This window comes from Actinomadura sp. RB99, from assembly GCF_014706005.1.
Taxonomy (GTDB): domain Bacteria; phylum Actinomycetota; class Actinomycetes; order Streptosporangiales; family Streptosporangiaceae; genus Spirillospora.
In genome coordinates this window covers 1-25,692 of the sequence record NZ_JABMCA010000070.1, presented here as the reverse complement: position 1 = coordinate 25,692, position 25,692 = coordinate 1, and the positions used below count along the sequence as shown (strand labels likewise).

Sequence of the window (25,692 nt, the reverse complement as noted above, 5' to 3'; positions counted from 1 at the left end):
CGATCAGCCCCTCAGGCCCAGTTCCTTGGCGGCGCGCTCCTGGTCGGACGCGTGCTTGAGGACGACGCCGAGGGTGCGGGCGACGGCCGCCTCGTCCAGCTCGTCGAGGCCGAGCGCGAGCAGCGTGCGGGCCCAGTCCACGGTCTCGGCGATCGACGGCGCCTTCTTGACCTCCAGCGCGCGCAGCGTCCCGACCGTCCGGACGAGCTGCTCGGCCAGCTCCGCCTCGATGCCGGGCACCTGCGCGAGGACGATGTCGCGTTCCCGTTCCGGCGCCGGGTAGTCCAGGTGCAGGTAGAGGCAGCGGCGCTTGAGCGCCTCCGACAGCTCCCGCGCCGCGTTCGAGGTGATCAGCACGAACGGCCGGCGCACCGCGCTGACCGTGCCGAGCTCGGGGATGGTGACCTGGAAGTCCGACAGGACCTCCAGCAGCATGCCTTCGACCTCGACGTCCGCCTTGTCGGCCTCGTCGATCAGCAGGACGGTCGGCTCCGCGCGCCGGATCGCCGCGAGCAGCGGCCGCTCCAGCAGGAACTCCTCGGAGAAGATGTCGTCGTGGGTCTCCTGCCAGGCCCGGTCCGCCGGGGCGGCCTGGATGGCGAGGAGCTGCTTCTTGTAGTTGAACTCGTACAGCGCGCGGGCCTCGTCCAGACCCTCGTAGCACTGCAGCCGGATCAGCTCCGCCCGCGTGGCCGCCGCGACCGCCTTGGCCAGCTCCGTCTTGCCGACCCCGGCGGGGCCCTCGACGAGCAGCGGCTTGCCGAGCGCCTGCGCGAGGAACACGGTGGTGGCGATCGCCTCGTCGGCGAGGTAGCGGACGCCGGCCAGCCTGCGCTCGACGTCGGCGGGCGAGGCGAACGCGCCGTCGCTCGCCGCGGCTCCGGCGTTCCCCGCGTCCCCGGCGTTCTCGGTGGTGTCGGTCATCCCTTGCCCTTGTGTGCGACTGCCTTGGTGTACGTCTGGTTCGTTCCCGCGAACACCAGCTTGGTGTTCTTCTCCGACAGGGACACCCCCCAGTAGGACGCGGTCTTCGGGTCGCCGCCCTGCCAGGAGAAGCGGTACTTCCCGCCGCCCTCGGGGATCGCCGTCCCGCTCCAGAGCCTCTGCCCGCCCTTCACCCACACGCCGCTGCCGTCCGCCGTGAACTGGAAGTAGTCCTTGGCGGTGCCGACCCAGCGGCCGACGAGCGGCTTGACGTCCGCGGGCTTGATCGCGGGGATCGGCCCGAGCGCGGCGGGCGCCGCGCCGGGGGACGCGCTCTCCCCCGCGCCGTCCTCCTTAGTCCCGCCGCCGCATCCGGCCAGGGCGAGCGCGGTGGCGGCCGCGCACGCGGCCAGGACGGTCGAGCGTGCCCGCACGGTCACGGAAACCTCCGGCGATTATCGGACGAAAGCGGCAGTTTATCGGCGCCCGGAGCCGTCCCCCCGCTCATCCCTGCGGGGTACGCCGCGGATGGCACCGCGGAGTGAGGCGGCACCGGCCCCCGCGCGCCTATAACCGAACCATGACGACCCGACGACTGCCTCGCGAGGACCTCGCCGCGGCGCTGGCGGCCCGGCGCGAGCTGGGCCCCGACTACGACGCGGCCTTCATCGAGACGGTCGTGGACCGCATCGAGGAGGCCCTCGACGCGCGTCCCGCCGCCCCGGCCCCGCGCCGCCGCCCCCGCGTGCCCCGCCCGTCCGGGGACGGCGACCACAGCCTGCTGCTGGCGGTGCTGTCGATGCTCGCCGCCATCCCGCTCAGCGCCATCGCGGTCGTGAACGCCGGCGGGGTCGGCCTCTTCCTGGCCTGGTCGGCGATCGTCCTGATCAACATCGCCTACAACTTCCGGCCGCGTTAGCGGCCCGGCCACGCGCGGCACGGGCGGGCACGCGGAGCGAGTGCAGCGAGAGCAGCGGGCCCGCCCGCCGGCCGACAGGCTGTTTCGCCGCGGAGCGCCAGCGGAGCGGGGAAACAGCCTGTCGGCCGTTGACGGGGGTTCCAGGGGGTCGCCCCCCTGGGCGAACACCCCCGCTACTTGCCGGGTTCGGGGTCGCGGGGGAGGCCGAGGAGCCGCTCGCCGATGATGTTCAGCTGCACCTCGGTGGTGCCGCCGTAGATCGTCATCGCGCGGCTGAACAGCATGGCCCGGGCGATGATCCCGCTCTCGGCCATCGGCGTCTCGGTGGCCGCCGCCTCGCCCTGCGCCGCCCAGCAGTAGTCGGCGACGTCCTGGTTGAACTGCACGCCGAGCAGCTTGCGGACGCTCGCCTCGGCGCCCGGCTCCACGCCGTTGAGCTGCTTCAGCGTGGTCCGCAGCCCCAGCAGGTCGATCGACTGGCCCTGCGCGACCAGCTTGCCGACCTCGGCGGCCGCGACCGCGTCCAGTTCCCGGCCCTTGAAGAAGTTCAGCAGCTCGGGCACGCCCATGCCGAGGCCGCCGCCGGTCGACAGCGACACCCGCTCGTTGGACAGCGTGTTGCGGGCGACCTGCCAGCCCTTGTCGACCTCGCCGACCACGCAGTCGTCCGGGACGAACACCCCGTCGAGGAACACCTCGTTGAACAGCGCGTCGCCGGTCAGCTCCCGCAGCGGCCGCACGTCCACGCCCGGCGACTTCATGTCGACCAGGAAGTAGGTGATGCCGTCGTGCTTGGGCGCGTCGGGGTTCGTGCGGGCGATGCAGAAGCCCCACTGCGCGTGCTGCGCCACCGACGTCCAGATCTTCTGGCCGGTCAGCTTCCAGCCGCCCTCGACGCGCTCGGCCTTCATCGACAGCGACGCCAGGTCCGACCCGGCGCCCGGCTCGGAGAACAGCTGGCACCACACCATCTGGCCGCGCAGCGTCGGCCGCAGGAACCGCTCCTTCTGCTCCTCGGTGCCGTAGCGGACGAGCGACGGCACCAGCCACGCGCCGATCACCAGGTTCGGCGCCTTGACCCCGGCGGCCTTCAGCTCCTGCTGGATGAGGATCTGCTCGACCGGGCCCGCGCCCCGTCCCCACGGCTTGGGGAAGTGCGGGACGGTCCAGCCGTCGTCGCCCATCTTGACCTTGAGGGCGTCCTTGTCCTCGATCGCCGCGAGCTCGGCGACCTCGGCGCGGATCCGCTCGCGCAGCGGCTGCGCGCCCTCGTCCAGCTCCAGCTCGACCTCGCGGCGGCCGCCGTCGAGCGCGAGCGCCGCGACCTTGGCGGCCCAGTCCTTGGCCGGGCCGAGCAGCGCCCGCAGCGTCAGCGCGCGGCGCAGGTAGATGTGCGCGTCGTGCTCCCAGGTGAACCCGATGCCGCCGAGCATCTGGATCGCGTCCCGGGCGGTCTGCACGCCCGCGTCCGCCGCGATCACCGCCGCGACGGCGGCGGCGAACCCGGCGTCCTCGGTGCCCTCGTCCAGCGCGCGGGCGGCGTCCCACGCGGCGGCGCGGGCCTGCTCCAGCGCGATCAGCGCGCGGGCGGCCTTGTGCTTGACGCCCTGGAACTGCCCGATCGGGCGGCCGAACTGCTCGCGCACCTTGGCGTACTCGGCGGCGGTGTTCACCAGCCACCCGGCCAGGCCCGCGGCCTCGGCGCCGAACAGCGTCGCGGCCAGGTCGCGGACGCGGCCGCCGGTCACCCCGTCCAGCACCCGGTCGGCGGCGACGGCGACGCCGTCGGCCTCGACCGCGGCGACCCGGCGGACCCGGTCCAGGCTCGCCACCGCGGTGATCTTCAGGTCGGCGGCGTCCACCGCGACCCACTGCTCCTCGTCGCCCCCGGACCCGCTCACGGTGACGGGCAGGACGACCACGTCGGCGAGCAGCGCGCCCAGCACCGTCGCAGCCGAGCCGGACACCGTCAGCGCGTCGCCGTCGCGGGTGCCGGTCAGGCCCCCCGACAGCGCGACCGCGCCGGTCCGCGACCCGTCCGCGAGCCCCGGCAGCAGCTCGGCGCGCAGCTTGGCGTTGCTGGACGCGTCGATCACCGAGCTCGCCAGCACCGTCGGCAGGAACGGGCCGGGCGCCGCGGCCCGGCCCAGCTCCTCCAGCACCACCGCCAGCTCCAGCAGGCCGTAGCCCTGCCCGCCGTGCTCCTCGTCCAGATGCAGGCCCAGCAGGCCCTGCTCGGCCAGGGCCGGCCAGAACCCGGGCCGGGTCTCCTCGTCCGCGTCCAGCGCGGCGCGGACGGCCGTCGCCGGGATGTTGCGCTCGGCGAAGCCGCGCACCGAATCGGCGAGCGCCTCGTGCTCCTCGGTCAGCCCGATGGCCATGTGTCGAACCCTCTCTCAGACCGCGTGTCGACAGCGATTCTAGAACAGGATTCGGGTCGCGTGGGGCAGTGATTCCGCTCTCACCGGCCGCCTCACCGGCCGGAGGTGCGCGAGGCCCGCTCGCCGCCCGCGCCGGCCTCCCCGGCGGGCTCGTCCCGCCCCTGGTCAGCGGCACCGCGGGCGCGGTCCCCGACGGTCAGGCTCGCGACGGTGGTGGCCGCCAGCGTGCCGGCGATCACCGCGAGCGACAGCCAGATCGGCACGTCCGGCGCCCAGGCGACACCGTACTCGTGCAGCGCGTGGAAGATCAGCTTGACCCCGATGAAGCCGAGGATGAACGCCAGCCCGTGCCCGAGGTACACCAGCCGGTCGGTCAGCCCGCCCAGCAGGAAGTACAGCTGGACCAGGCCCATCAGCGCGAACGCGTTGGCGGTGAACACCAGGTACGGCTCGGTGGTCAGCCCGAAGATCGCCGGGATGGAGTCCAGCGCGAACAGCACGTCGGTGGAGCCGATCGCGATCATCACGATCATCAGCGGGGTGACCATGCGGCGGCCCCCGCGCCGGGTGAGGAACCGCGAGCCGTCGTACTCGTCGGACGTCGGGATGACGCGCTTGGCCCAGCGCAGGACCGCGTTCTCCTTGAACTCGTCGTCGTCACCGCCGCGCACGAGCCCGTAGGCCGTCCACAGCAGGAACGCGCCGAAGATGAAGAAGACCCAGGTGAAGGTGGAGATCGCGGCCGCGCCGACCGCGATGAACGCGCCGCGCAGCACCAGGGCGATGACGATGCCCGCCATCAGGACGGTGTGCTGCGCGTGCTTGGGCACCGCGAACCGCGTCAGGATCACCATGAACACGAAGAGGTTGTCGACGCTGAGGCTCTTCTCGGTGACGAAGCCGCCGAAGTACTGCGCGGCGTGCTGCCCTCCGGAGAACAGCCAGACGCCGAGGCCGAACAGCACGGCGAGGCCGATGTAGACGACCGACCAGAAGGCGGCCCTGCGGGTGGTGAACTCCCGCGTGTCGTTGCGGTGGATGACCAGCAGGTCGACGGCGATGACGGCGAGGATCCCGGCGAGCGTCAGGATCCACACCCAGGGTGCGACGGACAACGTGAAACCTCCGGCGGACGTGGTCGAGCGCCGGAGGTCTCTCCCGCCCCCGGGGCGAGGGCCGCGGGCGCCGGGCCGGTGCGGACCGGCCGTGCTGACGACACCCGTGCGCGGGGATACTCCCCTCCACTTGCCCTGTTCGACGCCGGACGCCGCCCCAGGGTTCCCGGCTCCCGCAGATTTCTCGGCATTCCCGCGAACCCGGCCCCGCCGTGCGGCATCTAAGGCCCGGCGCGGGCGGGTCAGCGGCGCGCCGCGCTCAGCTCCAGGTAGACGGCGGCGAGCTGGTCGACGGCGTCGGCCTCGTCCGGGAGCTCCGCGGCGCGCTGCGCGGCGGCGGCGCCGAGCCGCACCGCGAGCGCGGAGTCGTCCAGGATCCGCCGGACGGCGCGGGCGAGCGCGTCGGCGTCCCCGGGCGGCACCAGCAGCGCCGCCTCGCTCTCCGGCCCCTGCAGCAGCGCCCCGTCGCCGGCCGGCCGGTCGTCCGCGCCGACCATCCGGGGGATCCCGCCGACCCGGGCGGCGACCAGCGGCCGCCCGGCCCGCAGGATCTCCTGCACGATGAGCGGCTGCCCCTCCCACACGCTCGGCACCACCGCGACGTCCGCGGCGGCCAGCAGCGCCGGCACGTCGCCACGGCGGCCCAGCAGCCGGACGGGCAGGTCCTCCGCCTCGATCCGGGCGCGCAGCTCCTCCTCCAGCGGGCCGTCGCCGGCGATCGCGACCAGCGGCGGCGGGGTCCGGCCGGTCCAGGCGCGCGAGGCGTCCAGCAGCGTCGGCAGGCCCTTCTGCTCGGCGAGCCGGCCGACGGCGAGGATCAGCGGCCGGTCCCCCACGCCCAGCTCCGCCCGCACGTCGGCGCGGACGGCCGGGCCCGGATGCTCGCGCGGGACGGGCGCCGGGACCAGCGCGTACCCGACCGACCGGGCGCCGAGGGAGCGCATCCGCTCCTCCAGGTCCGGCGAGACGCCGAGGGCCAGCGCCGCGCCGCGCGCGACGATCCGCTCCAGCGCCCCGTAGATCGCGGCGGTCCGGCCGCCGGTGATGACCGCGTTGTGCAGCGTGACGACCAGCGGCGGCCCGCCGCGCGAGAACCGCAGCGGGCCCGGCGCGACGCGCGCGCAGGCCGCGACGGCGAGGGCGCCGGCGCGCAGCCCGTGCGCGTGGACGACGTCGGCGCCGCGCAGCAGCCTCCGCAGCCGCGCGACCGCCCGGGCGTCGCGCACCGGGCGGGGCCGGTCGGCGACGTCCACCTCCTCGAAGCGGGCGCCGCCCTCGGTGAACCCGAACAGCCGCTCGGTCTCGGCCGGCCCGCAGACCACCACCCGCGCGCCGCGCGCGGCCAGGCGCTCCGCGACGGACCGGACGTGCCGCCCGACGCCGCCCGCGGCCGTCCCGAGGACGAGCGCGACGCGCAGCCCGTCAAGATCGGGGACCGCGGGCGCCTCCGGCCCGCCGGAGCCGGCCGGCTTCTCGGACATGTTCGTCTCCTCAGGCACTGCGAGCGACCTTCCGGGTGAGGACGGCCCGCAGGTCCCGGCCGTCGACCACGAACGCGATGATCAGGAACACGGCGGCGGCGACCAGCGCGGCCAGCGCCCCCGTGCCGATGTTGCGGAGCTGCCCGGCGAGGCCGGGCGCGCCGACGCCGAGGACCGCGGCCGTCCCGTAGCCGGCGGCGGCGCCCGCGCAGGCGCCGAGCACCCCCGCGGCCAGCACCCGCCCGAGCCCGTGCACGGCACCCGCGCCCCGGGCGCGCAGCAGCGTGCCGACCAGCAGCACGCCCGCCACGGTCATGCCGGCGGCGTTGCCCGCGCCGAGGCCCGCCACGACCCATTTCGGATCGAGGACCCACAGCGTCAGCACCACGTCGACCGCCGCCACCACGACCCAGCCCACGACCACCGCGATCGCGCCCATCCGGCCGCGATGGCAGGCGTACAGGACGCGGCCGAGGTGCGCGACCAGCCCGTACCCGAGCAGGCCGGGCGCGAAGGCGAGCACCGCGCGGGCCAGCACCTCCTGCTGGTCGGGATGGCCCGGGTTGAACACCACCGAGACCGGCACCGCCACCGCCGCCAGCACGGCCGCCCCGGCGCACGAGACCAGGATCACCGCGCGGGTGGTGGCGGCGGTGACCTGGTCGAACCTGGCGTGCTCCCCCGCGCTCATCCGCGCGGACAGCATCGGGAACGCGCTGGTGGCGATCGGCACCGCCAGGATCGCCCAGGGCAGCAGGTAGATCGCCCAGGCGTACTGGTAGTTCGCGAGCGCGCCGCGGGTGCCGCGCGAGCTGAGCCGCACGATCAGCAGCGTCGACAGCTGCTGCGCCGCGACCGTCGCGATCCCCGCCAGTGCCAGCCGCCGCACGCGCCGCGCCACCCCGTCCGGGAACCGCAGCGTGGGACGCAGCCGCAGGCGCAGCCGCCACGCGGCGACCCCGGCCGTCGCTGCCATCGCGACGCCGCCGAGCGCCGTGCCGACCGACAGCGTCAGCTCGGCGTCCAACGGCAGCCCGGCCAGGTCGTTCTCGAACCCCCGGCCGAGCGGCGCGTAAGCGACGTACGCGCCGATCACCACCAGGCTCGACACCAGCGGCGCCAGCGCGGGCGCCACGAACCGGCGATGCGACTGCAGCAGCCCGTACAGCACGACGGCCGCCCCGTACATCACCATCTGCACGGACTGGATCGCCAGCATGTCCCCGCCGACGCGCACCACGTCGTCGCGCGAGCATCCCTGCAGATGCTCGGAGACCGCCAGGTCCATCAGCGGATGGGAGAGCCCCGCCATCAGCGCCGTGAGCGGCAGCATCAGCAGCACGATCCACGTCAGCAGCGCCGAGGCGGTCCGGCGGACCTCGGCGCGGTCGCCGCGCTCGGCGGGCCCGGCCAGCACCGGGACGACCATGCTGGCCAGCGCGCCGCCCGCCACGATCTCGTAGATGCTGCTGGGCAGCTGCGTCGCGCTGAAGTACGCCTGGCTCAGGCAGGACGTGGTGACCGTCTGCGAGAAGGAGTACGTCCGCCCGAACCCGGCGAGCCGCGCCAGCACCGTGATGACCCCGATCACCACGGCGGCGCCGGCGAGGCCGCCGGTCAGCCGCCGCAGCGCGGACCCGCGCGGCGACGGCGTCACGGCGTCGCCGTCGTGCTCATCGGGCGGCCCGCCGCCCGCCGGCGGGTCGCTCGGCGAGGTGCGGGACGGGGTGTTGGCGGGCATCGGTGAGGGGCACTCGTCACGGAAGGCGCTGTCGGGACCGGCGGGGGCTCCGCGATCCTACGCGGGGTCCGCGGTGACGCCGTCGCCGGCGGGGCCCGACTGCGGCGGCACGTGCGGCCGGAACGCGTCCTCCATGTCCGGCTTGTCGGCCGCGGCGGCGGCCGCCGGGGCGGGCGCCGCGACGGGGCGCCGGCCGAGCATGTCGATCCGGTTCAGCACCGGGTTCGCCGCGATGACCTTGGTGAAGCTGACGAACTCGCTGGCCGCGTTCAGCGCGACGAGCCCGCCCAGCACGGCCAGCCGGGGACCGCGGCCGAGCCGCGTCGCGGCCAGGCCGAGCAGCGCGCCGAGCGCGTTGGAGCCGGTGTCGCCGAGCATCGCCCGCTCGGCGAGGTCCTCGGGCAGCAGCGCCGCGGCGGCGCCCAGCGGCGCGGCGGCGACGGCCGACGACGGCCGGGCCAGCGCCAGCGGCGTCCCGGTGATGACGCCGACCTTGATGGCGCGGCCGGGCCGCAGGTCGAACAGGTTCATCAGATTGGCGCCGCCCGCCACGATCGCGCCGTTCACGACGGTGTCGAGCGCGCGGCCGCGCCGCGTCGGAGCGGGCGAGCCGGCGATCGCGGCGGCGGCCAGCCCGGTCGCGCCGATGCCGAGGATCTTCACCGCGCCGCTGGTCACCTCGCCGCGGGCGAGCGCGCCGAGATGGCCCTTGAAACCGCGGGACGACGCCGAGCCCGCCAGGTCGTCGTAGCCGCCGAGGATCCCCGACGCGGCGCCCGCGAGCAGCGCGGCGGCGCGGGTGCGGCCGGTCGCGCCGGGCACCAGCAGCCCGGCCGCGGCGGCGCCCGCCACCAGCGCGGGGCCCTCCAGCAGCGTGACCGGCTCGCCGCGGTGGTTGGTGCGGTCCCACACCTCCTCGCCCGGCAGGCCGTTGAGGCCCGGCGGACGCCGCGTCAGCGCGACGTACGCGGCCCGCGCCGCGACGGCGCCCAGGCCCATCCCCGCCAGCAGCCGCGCGCCCCTCGCCGAACCCGAGGCGATGCGTCGGTTCATCAGGTCGTCACCCGCTCTTCCCCGCCGTGGGCGCGGGCGAGGGCAGGTAGCCGCTCGCGCCGGCGCCCGTCCCGTACTGTCCGGACTTGCCGTTCAGCTCGTTCTGCAGCGCCAGGATCGTCACGACCTGCCCGGACGAGGTGTCCACCATGTCGACGGCGGAGACCGAGTCGCCGGCGTCGGAGTCACGCAGCGCCGCGATCAGCCCGCCCTCCTGCGCGGAGGTGACGGGGCCTCCGACGACCGTACCGCGACCGGCGCCGTCGAGGGCGGTGGCCAGCGAGATCAGTGCCTTGTTGTCCTGGTCCCCGCCGTCGTAGGCGTACGGGTTCGCCGGCGCGACCATCACGGCGAGGGTGGCGTGGCGGCCAGGCTTGCCGCTGGTGGTGATGTACCCGGCCTGCTTGAAGCCGCTGAGCACGGCCCCGCCGGCGGCGTCCTCGCGACCCGTCTTCGCGGGGTCGCGGGTGAGCAGCGCGTTCGCCAGCACCGCGCCCGCCTTGTCGTAGGAGCTGGCGCCCGACGGGAACTCCACGCCGTCGCTCTTCAGCTGGGTGGCCAGCTCGTCCAGAGTGCTCTGCTGGTCGTCGTCCAGCAGCTTCTTCTGGATCGTCACCCGGCCGGTGACGGCGGCGCCCGCGTCCTTGGCCAGCCCGCTGACCTGGTCGATGCTGTCGCTGCCGGCGCCCGGCGTCTCGATCAGCACGACGGACTGGCCCTTCAGCCGGTCCGCGACGAGCTGCGGCGACAGCACCTTGCTGAACTGCTCCTCCCCGTTCACCTGGTGCTGCAGCTGGCGCTGCTGGACCCGCGCCTCCTGGGCGCTGCGGGTCGCCGAGCTGACCTGCTTGCGCAGCGTGTCGCCGACCGAGTTGGACAGGGTGGTGGAGCCCAGCACGATGCCGAGCGCCAGCGCGAGGAAGATCGCGACGATGGAGACGAGGTGATAGCGGAAATCGATCACGTGAAGAGTCCGGTCAGCCAGAAGACGAAGGCGTGCCAGCGGTCGGCCAGCAGGGGACTGATGACGTCCCCCGCCGGGGACATGGCGACGGCGGTGACGATGGCGACGAACGCGCCGAGGACGAGGAACAGCAGCGACCAGGTGGAGATGCGGCTGCGGTACAGCCGGGAGACGCCCTTGGCGTCCACCAGCTTGCTGCCGACCCGGAGGCGGGTGAGGAACGTGCTGGCCATGCCGGCGCGGCCCTTGTCGAGGAACTCGACCATGTTGGCGTGCGTGCCGACCGCGACGATCAGGGTGGCGCCCTTGTCGTCGGCGAGCAGCATCGCGATGTCCTCGCTGGTGGCGGTCGCGGGGAAGACCACGGCCTCCTGGCCCAGCTCGTGCACGCGCTTCAGGCCGGGCGCCCGCCCGTCCCGGTAGGCGTGCACGACGATCTCCGCGCCGCAGGTCAGCGCGTCGTCGGAGACCGAGTCCATATCGCCGACGATCATGTCGGGGCGGTAGCCGGCCTCCAGCAGCGCGTCCGCGCCGCCGTCCACCCCGATCAGGACCGGCCGGTACTCGCGGATGTAGGGCCGCAGGGTCGCGATGTCCTCGCGGTAGTGGTAGCCGCGGACCACGATCAGCGCGTGCCGGCCGTTGATCTTCGTGGCCACCTCGGGCACGCCGACGCCGTCGATGAGCAGGTCGCGCTCGCGCTTGACGTACTCCATCGTGTTGGCGACGAACGCCTCGAGCTGGCTGGCGAGCCCCGCCTTGGCCTCGGTGAGCGCCGTCTCGACCGTCTCGGCGGACTGCTCGGTGCCCTTGGCGACGACGTCCTCGCCGAGGTAGACGGACGGGCCCTCGACCCGGACCTGGTCGCCCTCGTGCAGCTTGCCGAAGATCTCCGGGCCGACGTCGTCGACGAGCGGGACGCCGGCGTCCACCAGGATCTGCGGGCCGAGGTTCGGGTACCGGCCGGAGATGCTCGGCGCGACGTTCACCACCGCGCCGACCTGGCACGACACCAGCGCCTCGGCGCTGACCCGGTCGAGGTCGACGTGGTCGATCACGGCGACCTCGCCGGGCTGCAGCCGCTTGGTCAGGTCCTTGGTGCGGCGGTCCAGCCGGACGGTCGCGCTGACCCCCTGCCGGCCGTCGTCGCGGCCGCGGCCGAGCGCGAGCACGCGGCGCGGCAGCGTCAGCCGCTGCGTCAGCCGGGCGCGCCGCTCGGTGGTGGGAGCCGGTTCGTTCATCGCCTGCCATCCTGCCAGAGCACGGGAGTAAAGAGCCGCAGGGACGATCGACGAGGCGTGTCCGTCCCGTCGCCCACCGTGTTCACTTGTGCGTTCTCCCTGTTCGCGGAGCGGCTAGCGTTCCTCGGCGGCCATGGCCAGCAGTTCCTCGGCGTGCGCCCGGCCGAGCTCGGAGTCCTCCAGGCCGGCGAGCATCCGGGACAGCTCCCGGATCCGGCCCTCCCGGTCCAGCGCGGTGACGCCGCTGCTGGTGACGGTGCCGTCGTCGGACTTCTCCACCAGCAGGTGCTGGTCGGCGAACGCGGCGACCTGCGGCAGGTGCGTGACGACGATCACCTGCGCGTTGCGGGCGAGGCGGGCGAGCCGGCGGCCGATCTCCACCGCCGCCTTGCCGCCGACGCCCGCGTCGACCTCGTCGAACACGAACGTGGGGACGGGGTCGGCGCCGGCGAACACCACCTCGATCGCCAGCATCACCCGGGACAGCTCGCCGCCCGACGCGCCCTTGTGCAGCGGCAGCGGCGGCGCGCCGGGGTGCGGGGCGAGCCGCACCTCCACCTCGTCGACGCCGTGCGGCCCGTAGTCGTCGGTGGGGGTGACGGTCACCACGACCCGGGCGTGCGGCATCGCCAGCGCGGTCAGCTCCGCGGTGACGGCCTCGGAGAACCGCTCGGCGGCGCGGCCGCGGACCGCGGTCAGCTCCGCCGCCTCGGCGGCGAGCCGCTCGGTCAGCTCGGCGTGCTCGGCGCGCAGCTCGTCGATGCGGTCGTCGTCGCCGTCCAGCTCGGTGAGGCGGGCCGCCGACCGGCGCGCCCACTCCAGCACCTCCGCGACCGTCCCCTCCTCGCCGCCGTACTTGCGGACCAGCGAGGTCAGCTCGGCGCGCCGCTCCTGGACGGCGGCGAGCCGCGCCGGGTCGGCGTCCACCGACTCGGCGTAGGAGGCGAGGTCGGTGCCGACGTCGGAGACGAGGTAGCCGGCCTCGGCGAGCCGGTCGGCGAGCGCCGCCAGGTCCGGGTCGTGCTCGCGGACGGCCTCCAGGGCGTTGCGGGCCTGGCCGAGCAGGCTCGTCACGTTCGCGGCCTCGAACGCCGCGGCGGCGTCGCCGAGCAGCGCCTCGTGCGCGGTGTCGGCCGCGCCGCGCAGCGCGTCGGCGTGCCCGAGCCGCTCCTCCTCGGCGGCGAGGTCGACGTCCTCGCCCTCCTTGGGATCGACCTTCTCGATCTCCTCCAGGCCGAAGCGGAGCACGTCGGCCTCCTGCGCGCGCTCCCGCGACCGCGTGGTCAGCTCCTCCAGCAGGGCGCTGACCTGGCGGTGCCGCTGGTAGGCCTTGGTGTAGGCGCGCATCGGCTTGGTGAGGGCGGCGCCCGCGTACCGGTCCAGCGCGCCGCGCTGCCGCCCGGCCTGCAGCAGCCGCTGCTGGTCGGACTGGCCGTGCACGGCGACCAGGTCGTCGGCGAGGTTGATCAGCACGCTCACCGGGACGGACCGGCCGCCGAGGAACGCCCGGGAGCGGCCCTCCGCGGACACCGACCGGGTCACGATCAGCGCGCCGTCGTCCAGCTCGCCGCCGGCCTCCTCGACCCGCTCGACCGCCCGGCCGCCCGGGTCGACCACGATCCGCCCCTCCACGGCGGCACGGCCGGCGCCGGGCCGGACCCGCTGCGGGTCGGCGCGGCCGCCGAACAGCAGGCCCAGGCTCGTCACCACCATGGTCTTGCCGGCCCCGGTCTCACCGGTCACCACGTTGAACCCCGGCGACAGATCGAGCACGGCCTCGTCGATCACGCCGAGGCCCTGGATCCGCACCTCATCGACCATCGGACGCACCAGCGTCACAACCCTCCGCAAACGAATCCCCGATCAGCGCCTGTGGAGATTATCCACTCTGCGCGCCGGATGCTCCCCCGTCCGTCCCGGCGAGGTCGGACGCCCCCGGCGCGGCCCCGGTTCCGCCGCCGATCGTCTCGACCCCGGTGACCTGCGGCACCTCCTCCGCCGGGGAGGGGGTCGCGGGCTGCCGGACCCGGCCCCGCCAGCCCGTCACCGGGAGCCCGAACTTGGTGACGAGCCGGTCGGTGAACGGGGTGAGGTGCAGCCGGGCGAGCCGGACCGGCTCGGCGCCGCGCCGGACCTCGACCCGGGCGCCGGGCGGCAGGTCGAGGGTCCGCTGCCCGTCGCACCACAGCACCGCGCGCGGCGTGTCCGCGAGCACCTCCACCGCCACCAGCGACCGCGGCGACACCACCAGCGGGCGCGCGAACAGCGAGTGCGCGCTGATCGGCACGACCAGCATCGCCTCGACCTCCGGCCACACCACGGGGCCGCCCGCGGAGAACGCGTACGCGGTGGAGCCGGTCGGGGTGGCGCACACCACGCCGTCGCAGCCCCAGTTCGACAGCGGCCGGCCGTCGATCTCCGCGACGACCTCCAGCATCCGCTCCCGCTCGGCCTTCTCGATGCTCGCCTCGTTGAGCGCCCACGTCGCGCCCATCACCGTGCCGTTGCGGCGGACGGTGACGTCGATCGTCATGCGCTCCTCGACGTCGTAGCGGCGCGTCACCACCCGGTCGACGGTGGCGGCGAGGTCCTCCCGCTCGGCCTCCGCGAGGAACCCGACGTGCCCGAGGTTCACGCCCAGCAGCGGCGTCCCGGACGTGCGGGTCAGGTCGGCGGCGCGCAGCAGCGTCCCGTCGCCGCCGAGCACCATCACGACCTCGGCGCCCTCCGCCGCGGCCGCCGCGCTCGGCATCACCTCCACGCCCTCGCGGCCGAGCTCCTCGGCCTCGCGGTCCAGGACCCGGACGCGGATCCCGGCCGCGCTGAGCCGCTCGATGACCAGCTGGGCGCTGCGGACCGCCTCCGGCCGCCCGGTGTGCGCCACGACCAGCACCGACCTCTTGCTCATACCCTCGCCCCACTCCCCGGCCCGACCCGGCGTGCCGACGTTCTCTCGACGAACGCCCCCGCCGCGGGCGTTCCCGCCGCGGGCGCCGTTCTCCGGGCCGCTGTGTTCTCGGACGCCCTCTGTACGGCCGCGCGCGCACGCACGATCACTGCGGGCCCTCCGCGATCGCCTTCTCCAGGTCGGCGTCGTCGAGGGGCGGCGCGCCGGCCCTCAGCCACAGGAAGTACTCGACGTTCCCCGACGGCCCGGGCAGCGGACTCGCGGTCACGCCGAGGACGCCGAGCCCGAGCGTCGCGGCGTGCCCGGCGACGCCGCGGACCGCCTCGGCGCGCAGCCCCGGGTCGCGGACGACGCCGCCGGCGCCGACCCGGTCCTTGCCGACCTCGAACTGCGGCTTGACCATCATCGCGTAGTCGGCGGCCGGGTCGGCGCACCGCTGCACCGGGCCGAGGACGAGCTTCAGCGAGATGAACGACAGGTCGCCGACCACCAGGCCGGGCCGCGCCCCGCCGAGCGTCGCGGGCTCCAGGTCGCGGATGTTGACCCGCTCGATCACCGTGACCCGCTCGTCGGTCCGCAGGGACCAGGCGATCTGCCCGTACCCGACGTCGACGGCGTACACGTGCGCGGCGCCCGCGCGCAGCAGCACGTCGGTGAACCCGCCGGTCGAGGCGCCGGCGTCCAGGCACACGCGGCCCTCGGTCTCCAGTCCCTGGAAGGCCGCGAGGGCGCCGGCGAGCTTGTGGCCGCCGCGCGAGACGTACTCGGGGCCGCCGGCGGCCTCGTCGACGAGGATCGCCGCGCCCGTCTCGACCTGCGTCGCCGGCTTGGTCGCGCGCTGCCCGCCGACCCTGACCCGGCCGTCGGCGATCAGCTGGCTCGCGTGCTCGCGGGACCGGGCGAGCTCGCGCCGCACCAGCTCGGCGTCCAGCCGCCGCCTCACCGCCATCGTCCCGCCCCCGTGATCGTCGCCACCGGGCTCACGGGCGGGGGCGCAGGGCGTCGGGGAACGCGGGCCGGGGCTGCGGCACCGCCGGGCCCGCCTCGCCGGAGGGGCCCTCCGCCCCGGCCAGCAGGTCCTGGAGGCGTTGGTGCACGCCCTCGAAGATCTCGACGTGGCCGGGGACGGGCCGTCCCGCCAGATCGGCCAGGCGCGCGACGGCCTCGTCCACCCGCGGGTCGCCGGTGGGCTCGGGCGGCGGCGCGGCCGGGAGGCCCGGCTCCTCGCCGTCCGCCTCGGCCGGCGGGAGCGGCGCCGGTCCCGGCGTCGCCGCGGGCTCGTCGGACATCACGTGTACCTCCCCTTGGGTCCTCCCGGCGCGGGCGGCGAGTCGCCGCACGGCCACTGCGAACGCTACCGTCCCAGAACGACATCGTTGCCGATCGAACGGGGAACGGCCTGACCATGGCGAACGAGGACGACTGCCGGACGGCGCTCGACCGGATCGCGGAGCGGCTGGCGGAGGTGGACGCCGACCGGTTCGCCGAGCACGTGGTCGAGCGCACGATCAGCTGCCGCATCCCCGATCTCGGGCTGGCCTACCGGACGCGCCTGCACGTGGGCGGCCTGGACCCGTTCGAGCCCGCCGCCGACCCGGCCGCCGCCCAGGTCCGCCTGACCGTGGACAGCGACGACCTCGTCGCCATGGCGCACGAGGAGCTGAACCCGGCCAAGGCGTGGGCGGCCGGCCGCCTCAAGGTCGAGGCGAGCGTGTTCGACCTGCTGCGGCTGCGCAGGCTGCTGTGATCGCCCGGTTCGTCCCGTTCGCCCCTCGCGGCCGCTCAGCCCGCTCAGCCCGCTCAGCGCAGGCGGGGCAGCCCCAGGGCGCCCAGCGCGCCGCTGAGCGCCTCCGCCGCCGGCGGGGCGGCGTCCTGCCAGGCGGCGGACGCGAGGGCGCGCAGGCCGTCGTAGGGCTCGCCGGAGCCGGTGACGTCGAACCGGTCGCCGTCCCGGGTCACCGTCCAGCCGCCGCAGGAGTGCCGGCCGCCGTCCCGCGCGACCTCGGGGTGCGGGACGAGCAGCCCGGTCAGGTCGTGCGCCAGGTAGGTGGGGCGGTGGTTGGGCGGCGCGGTGAGGGCCTGCATGTGGTCGGTGACGCCGGTGAAGACGAGCAGGCTGTCGGCGCCGCCGTTGAAGGCGCCCTCGATGTCGGTGTCGAGCCGGTCCCCGACGACCAGGGGGCGTTCGGCGCCCGTCCGCAGGATCGACTCATGGTGCAGCGGCCGCTCGGGCTTGCCGGTGACGATCGGCTCGACGCCCGTGGCCGAGCTGATCACGCGCAGCAGCGCCCCGTTGCCGGGGTGCAGCGGCCCGTCGCCGCCCGGGATCGTCAGGTCGCGGTTGGAGCCGACGAACAGGGCGCCCATGCTGACCGCCTGGGCGCCCTCCGACAGCAGCCCGTACGACAGCCGGGGGTCGTAGCCCTGCACGACCGCCGGGGGGCGCCCGGACGCCACCGACACCGGCCGCAGCCCCCGCGCGTACAGGGCGTGCCGCAGCCCCATCCCGCCGACGACCAGCACCTCCGACCCGGCGGGCAGCCGTTCGGCCAGCAGCCGGGCGGCGGCCTGCGCCGAGGTCACCACGTCGTCGGCGTGCGCGGGCACGCCGACGTCGTTGAGCAGCGCCGCCACCGCGGACGGCGTGCGGGAAGCGTTGTTGGTCACGAACGCCAGCCGCTGCCCCGCCGCGCGGGCCTTGGCGAGCGACTCGGCCGCCGCCGGGACGGGCCGCTGCCCGACGTACACGACGCCGTCGAGGTCCAGCAGGGCGACGTCGTACGCCTCGCTCAGGGGACGGTCACTGCCCTTCATCGCACGCTCCTCGGGATCGGGGGGCCATGGCTCGTTCGGGGGCCAAGCCTGGATCGGGGGGCTGAACGGGGCGGACGGCGGTCACCTGCGGGACGCGAGGGTCGCTCGGGCGTGCCGCAGCGCCCGGGCGTAGTCCTGGTTCTCCGGACGCATGGCCGCCGCGAGCGCGAGATGCTCGACCGCGCCCTCGAAGTCGCCCATCCTGCTGAGCGACAACCCTAACCCGAACCGCGCGTAGTCCTCGGCGGGCTCCTCCTCGACGATGCTCTGGAAGCTCTCGGCCGCCGCGCCGAACTGCCGCGCCCCGAACTGCGCGCGGGCGAGCGCCTCCCGGATGCTGTGCGACGCCGGCTCGGCCTCCGCGGCCCTGGTCAGCAGCTGCAGCGCGGCGGCCGCGCTCCCGGAGCGGAGCAGCTCCAGGCCCCGGGTGTACCACTCGTAGACGCCTCCGCCCGGAGCGGCGGGATGCTCGCCGGGGGCGTCGCCTTGGGAATCGTCCGGGCGTCCCTGTCCTTCACCACTCATGTGGACCTCCCATCGGACCTTGATCACCACGACGGTACCCGGCCGACGCGCGGGGGCCCGTCGCTGATTACCATGCCCACAGTGGACGACGACCTCCCCTCCGGGCTCGGACCGGAACAGTTCAGCGCCCGGATCTTCGGGTCCGCGGGGCCCGCGACGGGCGGCGGGCTGGAGCTGGCGCCGTTCCGCGGCGTCCGGTTCGTCCCCGAGCGGGCGGGCGACCTGGCCGCGGTGACCACTCCCCCGTACGACCTGGTGGACGACGCGGAGGTCGGCCGGCTGCTGTCGGGCGGCGGGCACAACATCGTCCGGCTGAACATGCCGCGCGCCGCCGGGGAGAGCTACCGGGAGGCGGGCGAGACGCTGCGCCGCTGGCTCGCCGAGGGGGTGCTCACCACCGACCCCGACCCGGCCCTGTACGTCTACGAGGCGGCCAAGGACGGGACGGTGCTGCAGCGGGGCCTGATCGGGGCGCTCGGGCTGCGCGCGGAGGCCGACCGGGTCGTCCTGCCGCACGAGAACGTGTTCCCCGGTCCCGTCCGCGACCGGCTGGCGCTGATGGCGGCGGCCCGCGCCAACCTCGAACCGATCTTCCTGGTGTACGAGGGCGGCGGCGACGCGGCGCGGATCGTCGACGACGCCGCGGGACAGGAGCCGCTGCTGGGCTTCCGCGCCGACGACGGGCTCACGCACCGGCTGTGGCGCATCGCCGATCCCGCGCTGCACGCCCGCGTCTCCGCCGACCTGCGCGGCAAGCAGGCGCTGATCGCCGACGGCCACCACCGCTACGCCACGTACCGCGCCCTGCAGGCGCGCCACCACGCCGCCGGGGACGGTCCCGGCCCGTGGGACCAGGGCCTGGCGCTGCTCGTCGACTCGACGCGGTACCCGCCGCATCTCGGCGCGATCCACCGCGTCCTGCCGGGCCTGGCGCCCGGCGACGCCGTCGAGCGCGCGCGCCGTGCCTTTCACGTCACCGGCTTCGAGGACGAGAGCCGGGCCGTGTGCACGCTGGGCGAGGCGCAGGGCCCCGCGTTCCTGCTCGGCGGCGGAGAGAGGCTCCACCTGCTCACCGACCCCGACCCCGCGGCGCTGGCCCGCGTGATGCCGTCCGAGCACTCCCCGCGCTGGCGCCGCCTGGACACCGCGATCCTCGACCACCTGCTCGTCGGGGACCTGTGGAACGTCCCCGAGAACGAGAACGCCATCGAGGTCGTGCACGACGACCCGTCCGCCGCCCTCGGCCGGGCCCGCCGCGCGGGCGGCACCGCCGTCGTCCTCAACCCGCTGCGGGTGGCGGACGTCCTCGCCGTCGCGAACGGCGGCGAGCGGGTCCCCCGCAAGTCCACCTCGTTCGGCCCGAAGCCCCGGACGGGCCTCGTGCTGCGCCTCCTCGACCCGGAAAACGAGCGATGACCGACCGCACCATCGACAAGATCGCGTGGATCCTGCTGGACGGGGGCCGCGTCCTCAGCACCCGCTCCCGCGGCAAGGACGTCTACTACCTGCCGGGAGGCAAGCGGGAGCCCGGCGAGTCCGACGTGCGGACGCTCGTCCGCGAGGTCAAGGAGGAGCTGACCGTCGACGTCCTGCCGGAGACGGCCGCCCACCTCGGCACCTGGGAGGCGCAGGCGCACGGGCACGCCGGCGGCGTCACCGTCCGGATGACCTGCTACACCGCCGACCACACCGGCACGCCCGCGCCGAGCAGCGAGATCGAGGAGATCGCCTGGCTCGGCTACGCCGACCGCGGCCGGGTGTCGCCCGTCGACCAGCTGATCTTCGACGACCTGCACGCGGCGGGCCGGCTGCGCTGACCGCCGCCCCGCTTCGGCCGCGCGGGCCGTCCGGGCACCGCCCCGGGTGGCCGGGACCGGCCGCCGGGGGCGATGATCTGCCCATGAACTCCTCGAACATCACGGCGCTCGGCGGAGGCGTCTACGAGATCGACACCCTGCTGGCGGGCCACTCCGGCATCACCGCCGCGTACCTGATCCTCGCCGACCGGCCGTGCCTGATCGAGCCGGGGACCGCCGGCTCCGCACCCGTCGTCCAGCGGGCGCTGAGCGAGCTCGGCGTCGGCGCGGACGACCTCGCGAGCGTCGTGGTCACCCACATCCACCTCGACCACGCGGGCGGCGTCGGCGACATCGCCGCGCTGTACCCGCAGGCCGAGATCGTCGTGCACGAGAAGGGCGCCCGGCACCTCGCCGACCCGTCCCGCCTCATGCGCAGCGCCCGCATGGTGTGGGGCGACGCCCTCGACACCCTGTTCGGCGAGCTGAAGCCGACCGACTCCGCGCGCATCCGCGCCGTCGAGGACACCGGCGTGGTCGACCTCGGCGGCGGCCGCCGCCTGGAGTCGCACTACTCCCCCGGCCACGCCAAGCACCACGTCGGCCTCGTCGACTCCGGCACCGGCGACCTGTACGTGGGCGACGCCGCCGGCATCTACATCCCGGAGACGGCGGACGTGCGGCCCGCCACCCCGCCGCCGGACTTCGACCTCGACACGGCACTGGCGTCGCTCGGCAGGTTCCGCGACCTCGGCCCGCAGCGGCTGCTGTTCGCGCACTACGGCCCGGTCACCGAGGTCGAGGGCACGCTGGAACGCTCCGCCGAGGAGCTGCGCGTCTGGGTCGACGCGGTCCGCGACGCCAGGGACCGGGGCCTCGAACTGGACCACGCCGTGGCTGCGGTGGTGGAGCGCACGAAGGACCGCTACGCCATCAACAGCGCCGACCTCGACCCCGAGCTGGCCGCCAAGTACGACGTCCTCAACAGCCCGGCCAACAACGTCGCGGGCATCATGCACGCCCTCGACCGGCACGCCTGACGGGCGGCGCGGCCTACGCGCCCTCTCCGACGGGCGCCTCGTCGCCCTCCGGGAGGAGCAGGCGGGCGCGGAACAGCTCCAGGACCTGCTCCAGCGCGTCGCGCGTGGGCTGGCCCGGCTCGTCGATCAGGTGCTCGGTGAGGACCGAGTGCGGCCTGAGCAGGGCGTCCGGGTTCGCCGCCGAGTCGTCCAGTTCCACGGCGACGAACGCGTCGCCGAGCTGCCGGCGCAGGAAGTCGAACCGTTCGCCCGGGACGAGCCGGTCGCCGCGGAACCGCAGGCCCAGCACCGTCAGGTCGTCCGCGCCGCGCCGCTTCACCGCCGCGAGGTCCGCGGGCGCGATGTCGATCGTGCGCCGCTGCGCGCGGGTGACCGGCAGCGGCAGCGACGGCTGGGACAGCACGGCCGCCAGGAGCCGGTCGTCGGCGGCCATCGCCAGCGCGAACCCGCCGGTGAAGCACATGCCCACCGCGCCGACGCCGGGCCCGCCGCATTCGGCGTGCTCGCGCGCGGCCAGCGCGCGCAGCCAGGTCACGATCGGCGAGGTCCGCCCCGTGGCGAGCTTGGTGAACTCGCGGCGGACGCAGAGCGGGGCCATGGCGCGGACGCCGTAGGCGATGGTGCCGGACCAGCCGTGCGCGGCGGGATCGGGGTCGCGTCCGGCCGTCCCGAAGAGGTCCGGAAGCACGACGGTCAGGCCCAGGTCGCGGACGCGCCGGGCGAACGCGAGCACCTTCGGGGTGATGCCCGGGACCTCCGCCATCACGATGACGGCGGGCCCGGTCCCCGACCGGAACACGCGGTGGGACGCGCCGCCGTGCGCGAAGGCCCCCCGGGAGAAGTCGGACATGCTGTCGTCGGCCATGACCCGGCCCTTCCGTCGCAGCGGACCCGGCCTCCCGCGCGGGCCGCCGAGCCAAGTTATTGACACACTATCGAATAACTCGTGCGCGGCCTGCCCGTCCGCCGAACCCGACGTGCCGTCCGGGCGGCGATCACGGCTTCCGGGCCACGCCGCCCCACATCCCGGTCGTGGCCGACGGCGCCGCGTCCGCCTCGGGACGCCAGTCCTGGACCGGGACGACCCCCGGGTCGAGGAGGTCGAGCCCGGAGAAGAACGCGCCGACCCCGTCGCGGGTGCGGAAGGTCACGCGGAAGCCCATCGCCTTGGTGAGGGCGTCCTCCGCGGCCGCCATCTGCTCCGGCATCTGGTCGATGCCCGGATGGGTGACGGCGAGGAAGCTGCCGGGCGCGAGGGCGTCCAGCAGCGTGCCGACGATGCCGCGCGGATCGTCATCGTCCGGGACGCAGTGCAGCACCGCGATCAGCAGCAGGCCCACCGGACGGTCGAAGTCGAGCAGCCGCGCGGCCTCGTCCAGGATCCGGCGCGTGTCGCGCAGGTCGGCGTCCACGAACGCGGTCGGCGCGGTCACGCCGGACAGCAGGGCCCGCGCGTGCGCGAGCACGATCGGGTCGTTGTCCGCGTACACCACCCGGCACTCGGGGTCGGCGGCCTGCGCGACCATGTGCGTGTTGTTCGCGGTGGGGATGCCCGTGCCGATGTCGAGGAACTGGGTGACGCCGTGCCCGACGATCGTCCGCACGGCGCGGCTCAGGAAGGCCCGGTTCGCGGTGACGCCCGGCTTGATGGTCGGCGTCGCGAGCATCACCTGCTCGGCGGCCGCCCGGTCGGAGGCGAAGTTGTCCTTGCCGCCCAGCCAGTAGTCGTAGATCCGCGCGATGTGCGGCGTCGCGACGTCGATGCCCTTCGGGACGATCTCTTCCTTACCGGCGGTCATGCGGCACAGACTAGCGGCGGACCCCGGCAAAGGATCTTCATTCGGCCCTTTCCGGCCTCTCGTCCGCTACGAGGGCCGGATCCGGTTTCCGGACGCACCGGAGCGGCGCGTCCGGAAACCGGCTCAGCGGATCAGCCGTCGGCCTTCGGCCCCTCGTCCGGACCGGGCTCGTCCTCGTCGGCCTCCGCCTTGGCGGGAGGCTCGGGCTCGGCGGCGGCCTGGTCGAGATCGGGCTCCGGCTCGGCGGTCTTCGGCTCGAGGAACACCGCGGGGGCCTCCGGAAGCTCCTCCGGGGCGGGCTCCAGGATCTCGGGATCGGCGGGCTTGAACTGGATGTCCGTCGCCGTGACGATCTCCGGCACCGCCGCGGCCGGCTCCTCGGGCTCCTCGGGCTCCTCCGCGACCGGCTCGGCGGGGGCCGCCACGGCCTCGCCGCCGTCCGCGGCCGCGTCGTCCGGCTCCTGCCCCGAGGCGAGGTCCTCGGGGGACTCCTCGCCGTCCTCCTCGGTGTCGAGGATGTGGAGTCCTTCGAGCTCCGCGTAGCGTTCGGCGGCGTCGGTCTCGCCGTCGCGGTCCGCGGCCGCCGCGCGGGCGAACCAGTCGGACGCCTCCTCCTCGCGCCCCGCCTCCGCGAGCGCGTCGGCGTAGGCGTAGAAGAGCCTCGCCGACCAGGGCTTCAGCCGCCGGTCCCGCAGCTCGGGGATCTGCAGCGTCACCACGGCGGCGTCGTACTGGCCGAGGTCGCGGCGCACGCCCGACTCGACGATGCGCAGCTCCACCCGCCCCATCGGGTCGAGCCGGTCCGCCTCCGGCGACTTGATCACATCGAGGGCGCGTTCGGGACGTCCCATCCCGCGCTCGCAGTCGGCCATGACGGGCAGGTAGGAGTCGTCGCCCGCACCCAGCCTGCGGGCCGCCCGCAGCTCGGCGAGCGCCTCGGCCCACTCCCCCGTCTGATACGCGGCGATCCCCGCGGCCTCCCGGACGATGCCGACGCGCGACGCGAGCCGGCGCGCGGCGCGGGCGTGCTTGTACGCCTGCTCCGGCTCCTCCTCGGACAGCCGCCCCGCCATCACCAGGTGCCGCGCGACGCGCTCCGCGAGGTCCTTCGGCAGCGTCCGCAGCTCGGCGCGGGCCTCCGCGTCCAGTTCGTCGCCGGTGACGTCGTCGGGCAGCAGCGGGTCGTCGTGCTTGGGGGCCGGACGCTCCCGCTCGGCCGCCGCGGGACGGCCGCGTCCCGGGCCGTGCGGGCGTCCGCCCCGCTCCTCGGGACGCCCGGGTCCGCGACCGCGGAACCCTCCGCCGTCGCGCTGCCCGCGCGGCCGTTCCCGATCACCCTCGAACCGGCGCCCGCCGGGCCGCTCCTGGCGGAACCCGCCGCCGGGACGGCCGCCCTCGCGCCCGCCGCGCTCGTCGCGGTCCGGGAAGCGGCGGTCCTTCGGCCGGCCCTCGAACCCGCGCTCGCCCTGCCGGCCACCGGGACGGGACTCGCGAGGCCCGCCCGAGCGCGCTTCACCGCGCGGCCCACCGGGCCGGCCACCACGGCTCTCGCCCCGCGGCCCGCGTCCGCCACCGAAACCGCCCTCACGACGCTCACCGCGCTCACCGCGCGGCCCGGCAAAGCCGCCTTCACGACGCTCGCCACGCGGGCCGCCGAAGCCACCCTCACGACGCTCGCCACGTGGACCCTGGCCACCACCGCGCGGGCCACCGAAACGCTCTTCACGGTTTCCGGCACCGGAGCCGCGCGGACCACCGAAGCGGTCGTCGCGGCGCTCACCACGAGGGCCGCCGAAGCGCTGCTCGCGGCCCTCGCCGCGCGGGCCCTGGCCACCGCCGGAGCGGCCACCGCCAGCGCCTTGTCCGGCGCGCGGTCCGCCCGGCCCGGTGCGAGGGCCGCTCTGGCCGCCGAAGCGCCCGTCGCCACGGCCACCTGGCTTCCCGCCACGCTGACCGCCGGGCGCGCCGGAACGTCGCTCATCGCGGGGGCCTGCGTTCCGGCGCTCGCCACCGGCGCCGCCGAACCGTCCTTGGCCGCGCTCGCCGCCGCGTCCGCCGCCGAAACGGCCATCGCGCCGCTCGCGCGGGCCTCCCTCGCTACCGCGACGGTCGTCAGCCCCCCGGAACGGGCGATCGGAGGGCCGGTCGTTCCGCCGGCCCTGGCCGTCGCGTCCCTTCCAGCCGCCCCCGGCGCCGGGACGGCCCTTGCCGCCCTTGGGACCGCCGTTGCGAGGCGCGGATCCGCGAGGACCGCCGCTTCCGCGCGCACCGGGCCCGCCGGTGCCCCCACGAGCGCCGGGCGCGCTCCGCCCGCCGTTCTTCCCCCGCCGCTCGCGGTTCTCGTCGCTGCGGCCGTCCTCTTCCGCGCTCATCACGTCCGTCACTGTTCTTGAAGGTGGTTCATGGACTCCTGCAGCCTACTTCGGCAGGTCCATGACATGCGTCGAGGGCCGCCCCCGAAAAACGGGGTGCGACCCTCGACCAATATATGTCCGGCGGTGTCCTACTCTCCCACACAGTCTCCCATGCAGTACCATCGGCGCTGAAGGGCTTAACTTCCGGGTTCGGAATGGGACCGGGTGTTTCCCCTCCGCCATAACCACCGAACGACCAAACCCCAACACCCGCCAAGCGGGCGCGGGAAGACTCGTCCGAGCGACCAGGCTCGAATCTTCACTTATACCAGCGGTTCCCGGTTGTTTCCTGGGAACCACACAGGGACGCGAACACCACACAACAGCGATTCGAATTGAACGTTCAGTGTGTTCAAGCCACTCGGCCTATTAGTACCGGTCAACTCCACACGTTACCGCGCTTCCATACCCGGCCTATCAACCCAATCGTCTATTGGGAGCCTTACCCCCTCCAAAGAGGGGAGGGAGAACTCATCTCGAGGAAGGCTTCCCGCTTAGATGCTTTCAGCGGTTATCCCGACCGAACGTAGCCAACCAGCCGTGCCCCTGGCGGGACAACTGGCACACCAGAGGTTCG

At 74.9% G+C, this 25,692-nt stretch carries 24 protein-coding genes and 2 rRNA genes; 6 read left to right on the top strand and 20 right to left on the bottom strand.

Annotated features, from left to right (window positions below):
* Nucleotides 1-3: 3 nt before the first annotated feature.
* Together amrb99_RS39675 and amrb99_RS39670 are read right to left on the bottom strand one after the other, a co-directional pair.
* Nucleotides 4-924 carry a MoxR family ATPase gene (locus tag amrb99_RS39675; RefSeq protein ID WP_190866227.1) on the bottom strand — a complete coding sequence of 307 codons (921 nt, stop codon included), beginning with the start codon at nucleotides 922-924 and terminating at the stop codon, nucleotides 4-6.
* Nucleotides 921-1,364: a hypothetical protein gene (locus tag amrb99_RS39670; RefSeq protein WP_347257049.1), complete on the bottom strand. Its 444-nt coding sequence runs from the start codon at nucleotides 1,362-1,364 to the stop codon at nucleotides 921-923. Before amrb99_RS39670 ends, amrb99_RS39675 begins: the two co-directional genes overlap by 4 nt.
* A 140-nt stretch (nucleotides 1,365-1,504) precedes the next feature.
* On the opposite strand from amrb99_RS39670, the gene amrb99_RS39665 reads away from it, so the two are divergent.
* Nucleotides 1,505-1,843: a hypothetical protein gene (locus tag amrb99_RS39665; RefSeq protein ID WP_190866225.1), complete on the top strand. Its 339-nt coding sequence runs from the start codon at nucleotides 1,505-1,507 to the stop codon at nucleotides 1,841-1,843.
* Between the two features lie 173 nt (nucleotides 1,844-2,016).
* Here amrb99_RS39665 and amrb99_RS39660 read toward each other — a convergent pair whose 3' ends face one another.
* From amrb99_RS39660 to amrb99_RS39610, 11 genes are all read right to left on the bottom strand, one after another.
* Nucleotides 2,017-4,224, bottom strand: a complete 2,208-nt coding sequence (locus tag amrb99_RS39660; RefSeq protein WP_190866223.1) for an acyl-CoA dehydrogenase — start codon at nucleotides 4,222-4,224, stop codon at nucleotides 2,017-2,019.
* Nucleotides 4,225-4,316: 92 nt separating this feature from the next.
* Entirely contained in the window at nucleotides 4,317-5,339 is a 1,023-nt protein-coding gene (locus tag amrb99_RS39655) for a TerC family protein (RefSeq protein WP_190866221.1), read from the bottom strand.
* Between the two features lie 242 nt (nucleotides 5,340-5,581).
* Entirely contained in the window at nucleotides 5,582-6,820 is a 1,239-nt protein-coding gene (locus amrb99_RS39650) for a glycosyltransferase family 4 protein (RefSeq protein WP_190866219.1), read from the bottom strand.
* Nucleotides 6,821-6,830: 10 nt separating this feature from the next.
* A complete protein-coding gene (locus amrb99_RS39645) occupies nucleotides 6,831-8,561 on the bottom strand; it encodes a lipid II flippase MurJ (protein ID WP_190866217.1) in 1,731 nt (576 codons plus the stop codon).
* Nucleotides 8,562-8,618: 57 nt separating this feature from the next.
* The gene (locus amrb99_RS39640; protein WP_241756364.1) at nucleotides 8,619-9,614 is read right to left on the bottom strand and encodes a hypothetical protein; all 996 of its coding nucleotides are present in this window, start codon (nucleotides 9,612-9,614) and stop codon (nucleotides 8,619-8,621) included.
* A 7-nt stretch (nucleotides 9,615-9,621) separates the two neighbouring features.
* Nucleotides 9,622-10,578 (bottom strand): copper transporter, encoded by a 957-nt coding sequence (locus tag amrb99_RS39635; protein ID WP_190866215.1) that lies wholly within the window; start codon nucleotides 10,576-10,578, stop codon nucleotides 9,622-9,624.
* Nucleotides 10,575-11,819: a putative cytokinetic ring protein SteA gene (gene steA, locus amrb99_RS39630; protein WP_190866213.1), complete on the bottom strand. Its 1,245-nt coding sequence runs from the start codon at nucleotides 11,817-11,819 to the stop codon at nucleotides 10,575-10,577. Before steA ends, amrb99_RS39635 begins: the two co-directional genes overlap by 4 nt.
* A 114-nt stretch (nucleotides 11,820-11,933) precedes the next feature.
* On the bottom strand, nucleotides 11,934-13,640 hold the full coding sequence (gene recN, locus amrb99_RS39625) for a DNA repair protein RecN (RefSeq protein WP_190866211.1): 1,707 nt from the start codon (nucleotides 13,638-13,640) through the stop codon (nucleotides 11,934-11,936).
* A gap of 58 nt (nucleotides 13,641-13,698) precedes the next feature.
* Entirely contained in the window at nucleotides 13,699-14,727 is a 1,029-nt protein-coding gene (locus amrb99_RS39620) for an NAD kinase (RefSeq protein WP_190866209.1), read from the bottom strand.
* A gap of 145 nt (nucleotides 14,728-14,872) precedes the next feature.
* The gene (locus amrb99_RS39615) at nucleotides 14,873-15,676 is read right to left on the bottom strand and encodes a TlyA family RNA methyltransferase (RefSeq protein ID WP_190866207.1); all 804 of its coding nucleotides are present in this window, start codon (nucleotides 15,674-15,676) and stop codon (nucleotides 14,873-14,875) included.
* Nucleotides 15,677-15,707: 31 nt separating this feature from the next.
* Nucleotides 15,708-16,016 (bottom strand): hypothetical protein, encoded by a 309-nt coding sequence (locus amrb99_RS39610; protein ID WP_190866205.1) that lies wholly within the window; start codon nucleotides 16,014-16,016, stop codon nucleotides 15,708-15,710.
* Nucleotides 16,017-16,132: 116 nt separating this feature from the next.
* Between amrb99_RS39610 and amrb99_RS39605 the strand changes: the two genes are divergently transcribed.
* Nucleotides 16,133-16,474 (top strand): SCP2 sterol-binding domain-containing protein, encoded by a 342-nt coding sequence (locus amrb99_RS39605; RefSeq protein WP_190866203.1) that lies wholly within the window; start codon nucleotides 16,133-16,135, stop codon nucleotides 16,472-16,474.
* Nucleotides 16,475-16,527: 53 nt separating this feature from the next.
* On the opposite strand, the gene amrb99_RS39600 is transcribed toward amrb99_RS39605, so the two are convergent.
* Both amrb99_RS39600 and amrb99_RS39595 read right to left on the bottom strand, forming a co-directional pair.
* Nucleotides 16,528-17,541 carry an HAD-IIA family hydrolase gene (locus amrb99_RS39600; protein ID WP_190866201.1) on the bottom strand — a complete coding sequence of 338 codons (1,014 nt, stop codon included), beginning with the start codon at nucleotides 17,539-17,541 and terminating at the stop codon, nucleotides 16,528-16,530.
* Between the two features lie 81 nt (nucleotides 17,542-17,622).
* Entirely contained in the window at nucleotides 17,623-18,066 is a 444-nt protein-coding gene (locus tag amrb99_RS39595; protein WP_190866199.1) for a tetratricopeptide repeat protein, read from the bottom strand.
* A 72-nt stretch (nucleotides 18,067-18,138) separates the two neighbouring features.
* Here amrb99_RS39595 and amrb99_RS39590 point away from each other — a divergent pair, with 72 nt between their 5' ends.
* The 3 genes from amrb99_RS39590 to amrb99_RS39580 all read left to right on the top strand — a co-directional run bounded on the left by amrb99_RS39590 (nucleotide 18,139) and on the right by amrb99_RS39580 (nucleotide 20,902).
* Complete coding sequence (locus amrb99_RS39590; protein WP_190866197.1) at nucleotides 18,139-19,482, top strand: DUF1015 domain-containing protein; 1,344 nt, start codon at nucleotides 18,139-18,141, stop codon at nucleotides 19,480-19,482.
* A complete protein-coding gene (locus amrb99_RS39585; protein WP_190866195.1) occupies nucleotides 19,479-19,883 on the top strand; it encodes an NUDIX domain-containing protein in 405 nt (134 codons plus the stop codon). Before amrb99_RS39590 ends, amrb99_RS39585 begins: the two co-directional genes overlap by 4 nt.
* An 83-nt stretch (nucleotides 19,884-19,966) precedes the next feature.
* Nucleotides 19,967-20,902, top strand: coding sequence for an MBL fold metallo-hydrolase (locus amrb99_RS39580; RefSeq protein ID WP_190866193.1), 936 nt, complete (start codon nucleotides 19,967-19,969; stop codon nucleotides 20,900-20,902).
* 13 nt (nucleotides 20,903-20,915) lie between these two features.
* On the opposite strand, the gene amrb99_RS39575 is transcribed toward amrb99_RS39580, so the two are convergent.
* The 3 genes from amrb99_RS39575 to amrb99_RS39565 form a co-directional block, all read right to left on the bottom strand.
* Nucleotides 20,916-21,767 (bottom strand): dienelactone hydrolase family protein, encoded by an 852-nt coding sequence (locus amrb99_RS39575; RefSeq protein WP_190866191.1) that lies wholly within the window; start codon nucleotides 21,765-21,767, stop codon nucleotides 20,916-20,918.
* A 130-nt stretch (nucleotides 21,768-21,897) separates the two neighbouring features.
* Complete coding sequence (locus amrb99_RS39570; protein ID WP_190866190.1) at nucleotides 21,898-22,701, bottom strand: SAM-dependent methyltransferase; 804 nt, start codon at nucleotides 22,699-22,701, stop codon at nucleotides 21,898-21,900.
* Between the two features lie 131 nt (nucleotides 22,702-22,832).
* Complete coding sequence (locus amrb99_RS39565) at nucleotides 22,833-23,774, bottom strand: hypothetical protein (RefSeq protein WP_241756363.1); 942 nt, start codon at nucleotides 23,772-23,774, stop codon at nucleotides 22,833-22,835.
* 6 nt (nucleotides 23,775-23,780) lie between these two features.
* On the opposite strand from amrb99_RS39565, the gene amrb99_RS39560 reads away from it, so the two are divergent.
* Complete coding sequence (locus tag amrb99_RS39560; RefSeq protein ID WP_190866274.1) at nucleotides 23,781-25,094, top strand: hypothetical protein; 1,314 nt, start codon at nucleotides 23,781-23,783, stop codon at nucleotides 25,092-25,094.
* Between the two features lie 97 nt (nucleotides 25,095-25,191).
* Here the strand turns inward: amrb99_RS39560 and rrf are convergent.
* Both rrf and amrb99_RS39550 read right to left on the bottom strand, forming a co-directional pair.
* A 5S ribosomal RNA gene (rrf, locus tag amrb99_RS39555) occupies nucleotides 25,192-25,308 on the bottom strand.
* 155 nt (nucleotides 25,309-25,463) lie between these two features.
* Nucleotides 25,464-25,692: ribosomal RNA gene (locus tag amrb99_RS39550) — 23S ribosomal RNA — on the bottom strand; the annotation flags it as partial.

Bases quoted from the DNA above. Each gene is read 5' to 3' on its own strand.
- amrb99_RS39660 (WP_190866223.1), bottom strand. From the start codon at position 4,224: ATGGCCATCGGGCTGACCGAGGAGCACGAGGCGCTCGCCGATTCGGTG.
- amrb99_RS39595 (WP_190866199.1), bottom strand. From the start codon at position 18,066: ATGAGTGGTGAAGGACAGGGACGCCCGGACGATTCCCAAGGCGACGCC.
- amrb99_RS39675 (WP_190866227.1), bottom strand. From the start codon at position 924: ATGACCGACACCACCGAGAACGCCGGGGACGCGGGGAACGCCGGAGCC.
- amrb99_RS39615 (WP_190866207.1), bottom strand. From the start codon at position 15,676: ATGGCGGTGAGGCGGCGGCTGGACGCCGAGCTGGTGCGGCGCGAGCTC.
- amrb99_RS39580 (WP_190866193.1), top strand. From the start codon at position 19,967: ATGAACTCCTCGAACATCACGGCGCTCGGCGGAGGCGTCTACGAGATC.
- amrb99_RS39645 (WP_190866217.1), bottom strand. From the start codon at position 8,561: ATGCCCGCCAACACCCCGTCCCGCACCTCGCCGAGCGACCCGCCGGCG.
- amrb99_RS39650 (WP_190866219.1), bottom strand. From the start codon at position 6,820: ATGTCCGAGAAGCCGGCCGGCTCCGGCGGGCCGGAGGCGCCCGCGGTC.
- amrb99_RS39605 (WP_190866203.1), top strand. From the start codon at position 16,133: ATGGCGAACGAGGACGACTGCCGGACGGCGCTCGACCGGATCGCGGAG.
- amrb99_RS39565 (WP_241756363.1), bottom strand. From the start codon at position 23,774: ATGGCGGGGCGGCTGTCCGAGGAGGAGCCGGAGCAGGCGTACAAGCAC.
- amrb99_RS39575 (WP_190866191.1), bottom strand. From the start codon at position 21,767: ATGGCCGACGACAGCATGTCCGACTTCTCCCGGGGGGCCTTCGCGCAC.
- amrb99_RS39640 (WP_241756364.1), bottom strand. From the start codon at position 9,614: ATGAACCGACGCATCGCCTCGGGTTCGGCGAGGGGCGCGCGGCTGCTG.
- amrb99_RS39585 (WP_190866195.1), top strand. From the start codon at position 19,479: ATGACCGACCGCACCATCGACAAGATCGCGTGGATCCTGCTGGACGGG.
- amrb99_RS39620 (WP_190866209.1), bottom strand. From the start codon at position 14,727: ATGAGCAAGAGGTCGGTGCTGGTCGTGGCGCACACCGGGCGGCCGGAG.
- amrb99_RS39610 (WP_190866205.1), bottom strand. From the start codon at position 16,016: ATGTCCGACGAGCCCGCGGCGACGCCGGGACCGGCGCCGCTCCCGCCG.
- amrb99_RS39590 (WP_190866197.1), top strand. From the start codon at position 18,139: ATGCCCACAGTGGACGACGACCTCCCCTCCGGGCTCGGACCGGAACAG.
- amrb99_RS39570 (WP_190866190.1), bottom strand. From the start codon at position 22,701: ATGACCGCCGGTAAGGAAGAGATCGTCCCGAAGGGCATCGACGTCGCG.
- amrb99_RS39665 (WP_190866225.1), top strand. From the start codon at position 1,505: ATGACGACCCGACGACTGCCTCGCGAGGACCTCGCCGCGGCGCTGGCG.
- recN (WP_190866211.1), bottom strand. From the start codon at position 13,640: ATGGTCGATGAGGTGCGGATCCAGGGCCTCGGCGTGATCGACGAGGCC.
- steA (WP_190866213.1), bottom strand. From the start codon at position 11,819: ATGAACGAACCGGCTCCCACCACCGAGCGGCGCGCCCGGCTGACGCAG.
- amrb99_RS39600 (WP_190866201.1), bottom strand. From the start codon at position 17,541: ATGAAGGGCAGTGACCGTCCCCTGAGCGAGGCGTACGACGTCGCCCTG.